The organism is Gryllotalpicola sp. CP2-P1, from assembly GCF_057512245.1.
On sequence record NZ_JBLRDT010000252.1, the window covers coordinates 1 to 2,967 of the forward strand.

Annotated in this window: 3 protein-coding genes; all 3 read right to left on the reverse strand. The window is 72.4% G+C overall.

Going from position 1 to position 2,967, the window contains the following annotated elements; all coding sequences use genetic code 11:
• Positions 1-265 (reverse strand): YbhB/YbcL family Raf kinase inhibitor-like protein (locus ACM2XV_RS13775; protein ID WP_487027333.1); only part of this gene is annotated, 265 nt, incomplete at its 3' end.
• Between the two features lie 34 nt (positions 266-299).
• Positions 300-989 carry a polyprenol monophosphomannose synthase gene (locus tag ACM2XV_RS13780; protein ID WP_487027335.1) on the reverse strand — a complete coding sequence of 230 codons (690 nt, stop codon included), beginning with the start codon at positions 987-989 and terminating at the stop codon, positions 300-302.
• 94 nt (positions 990-1,083) lie between these two features.
• The coding region (locus ACM2XV_RS13785; protein ID WP_487027334.1) for a S53 family peptidase at positions 1,084-2,967 on the reverse strand (1,884 nt) is incomplete at its 5' end.

The window sequence follows — 2,967 nt, forward strand, 5'->3', positions numbered from 1 at the left end:
CGGGGATGTTGAAGACCGCCCAGTGCCAGAAGCCGGAGCCCGTGGGGGCGTCGGGGTCGAACTGCGTGACGGCGAAGCTCTTCGTCTCGGCGGGGAAGCCGCTCCACGACAGCTGCGGCGAGACGGACGAGCCGCCCTGCCCGGGCGAGCGGTGCACGGCCGGGATCGGCTGGCCGTGGTCGATGGAGGAACTGGTGACGGTGAAGGACCCGAACTCGCGCAGCTGGGCGAGTTCCTCATACGGGTCGTGCCAGGTTTCGGTCATGGTCCGAGCCTAAGACGGCCCGCAGCAGCGCGACTCAGCGCCGTCGCCGGCTGATCGCCCACCACGTCACGCGCAGCATCGCCTCGGCCACGATGCCGATCGACATCTTCGACGCACCGCGCTCGCGCTCGACGAAGGTGATCGGCACCTCGACCACGCGCAGCCCGGCGCGCACCGCACGCGCGAGCATGTCGACCTGGAACGCGTAGCCGTGGCTGTGCACGGCATCGAGGTCGAGCTTCTCGAGAGCGGATGCCTGGAACGCGCGATACCCGCCCGTGACGTCTCTGACCCCGAGGCCGAGCACGGTGCGGGCGTAGGCGCTGCCGACCCGAGAGATCGCCCGCCGATGCCACGGCCAGTTCTCGACCGCCCCGCCGGAGATCCAGCGCGAGCCGAGCACGAGGTCGGCGCCCTGCACGTCGAGCAGCCGGCCGAGCTGCTCGGGCTGGTGCGAGCCGTCGGCGTCGAGCTCGACGAGCACCCCGTAGCCGCGGGCGATGCCCCAGCGCATCGCCTCGATGTAGGCGCGGCCGAGGCCCTGCTTGCCCGGGCGGTGCAGCACGTGAACCCGGTCGTCGGCCGCGGCGAGCGCGTCGGCGAGCTCGCCGGTGCCGTCGGGTGAGGAGTCGTCGACGACGAGCACGTGCGCGTCGGGCTGCGCGCGGCGCACGCGGCCGACGATCCACTCCACGTTGTCCCGTTCGTTGTAGGTCGGGATCATCACCAGCACGTTGTTCGGAAGCGCACTCACCACGAAGAACGCTATCGGTCCGCGCCTATGCGCCGGCTAGACCTGCGGGTTCCCTGGCGTCTCCCTAGCGTCGGCGCAGAGCGCCCGCGAGCCTTCCGAGATCGGGAGTGCCGAGACCCGTCGCCGGGTTGTAGAGCGTGCCGGGGGTCCCCGTGTAGTACAGGTTGTCGTTGCCGCCGCCCGTCGTGCTGAGTGCCGTGAACGGCGAGTTCCGGCTCGCGGCCGCTCGGTAGATCGACGGGTTCCAGAACCCGCTGCGCCCGCGGTTCGCCTCGTTGATCACGGCGGCGGCCCCGGCGAGCTGGGGCGCGACGAGGCTGGTGCCGCCGAGCGGCATCAGGCCGCCGTATTCGGGCGCGTAGACGAGATAGCCGGTCTGCGGGTCGGCGTCGGCCGAAAGATCGGGCACCGCGCGGCCGGTCGCCCGCCCGTGCACGATGCGCGGCGACTCGTTCGCGACCCAGTCGGTCGGCAGCGTGAGCCCTGCGGCGAGCTGGCGCGGGTCCGTGCCGGTCAGATTCTGCACGGCCGTGAAGCTCTGGCCGCCGGGCACGAGCCGCTGGTAGGGCGGCAGCGGCTGGTACCGGCTGTAGCCGCCGCCACCGCCGCCGATGTTCACCGTCGCCGCCTCCTGGTAGGACACCTCGTAGGTGCGCGCGAACGGCCCCCACAGGTACGCCGAGTTCCACGCTCGCTCGGCGGGAACCGTAACCTGCTCGTCGCTCCAGCTGCCCCAGAAGTCGACCGTGTACGGCAGCGTGGTGCCGCCCGCTGCGGTGACGAACGGGCTCGCGGCGAAGGCCGAGACCGTGAGATTCGTCGTCGCGAGATCGTCCTCGATGTGCGCCTGGTAGGGGCCGACGTCTCCGCTGGCGACGAAGGTCGACTGACCCTGCGCGGCGAGTTCGAGGAACGCGAGGTCGAAGGCCGCCCGCCAGCCGGCGGACGCGGCGCCGGTCGCCTGGCCGAACGCCACCAGCGTCTCGGATTCCGCCCAGCTCATGCTGATCGAGCCCGCGGTGTTCTCGACCGCGGCCTGGAAGAGCGCGTCGACCCCGCCGGCATCCGTGTTCGGCGCCTGGTAGACGACGATGTCGGCGCCGGGCGCGACACCGCCCGCCTGCTCGACGTCGAGATCGGTCTCGTCGGAGTACTCGTCGGCCGCCCCCGGGCCTCCGTCGACGTTGCGCACCGTGACGGAGCGCGGGCGCTGGGGCGTGGCCGCGAGGCTCTGCCAGAAGTTCTCGGGCGCGCCCTCGTCGAGCGACGCGAAGGTGACGACGCCGATGGCCTGGCCCGTGCCGTCGTGCTGCGCGCCGAGGTCGTCGAGCCCGTACTCGCTCGCGAAGTCCTGCGGCAGATTGCAGTCGCGCGGCCACCCGAGGGTGATCGCGGCGCAGTCGTCTTCGGAGATCACGGCCGCGCCCTGGGCTGCAGGCGCGCTCGTGCCCTTCCGCACCGCGGCGGCGACCGTCGCGGGGCTGAGGGTGGGCGCGCTCTTCCCCGGCACCGAGGCGGCCACCGTGCTGCTGCCGAAGGCGGCGTAATTGCTCAGCCCGAAGATCGCCGTGACGCCCTGCGCCAGCCGCGGGGGCAGCTGCGGCGCCTTCGTCGGCGCATGCACGTTCTGCGGCCGGCCGGCGGTGCCGTGGCGGGCCGGCCCGCCGGGAATCCGGTACTGCTTCTGGCTCACGTTGAGTGCGCGGTTGTAGGCGGACGCCGTGCCCGTCGTCTGCACGTCGAGCCGGTTGGCGAGCACGGTCGAGCGGATGCCGAAACCGGCCAGATAGCTCGTGAGTGCCCCGATCGCCTGCGGCGTCTGCCCGTGGCTCGCGGCGAACTGCGCGACCGTGAGGCGGCGTTGCGGGCCGCCGACGGCTCCCGCGAGCACCTCCTGCTGCAGCTGCGCGATACCGCGCCCCTTGAGCACGAAGGTCACCTGCTCGGG

Coding starts and splice junctions, on each gene's coding strand:
- ACM2XV_RS13780 (WP_487027335.1), bottom strand. CDS start 989: ATGATCCCGACCTACAACGAACGGGACAACGTGGAGTGGATCGTCGGC.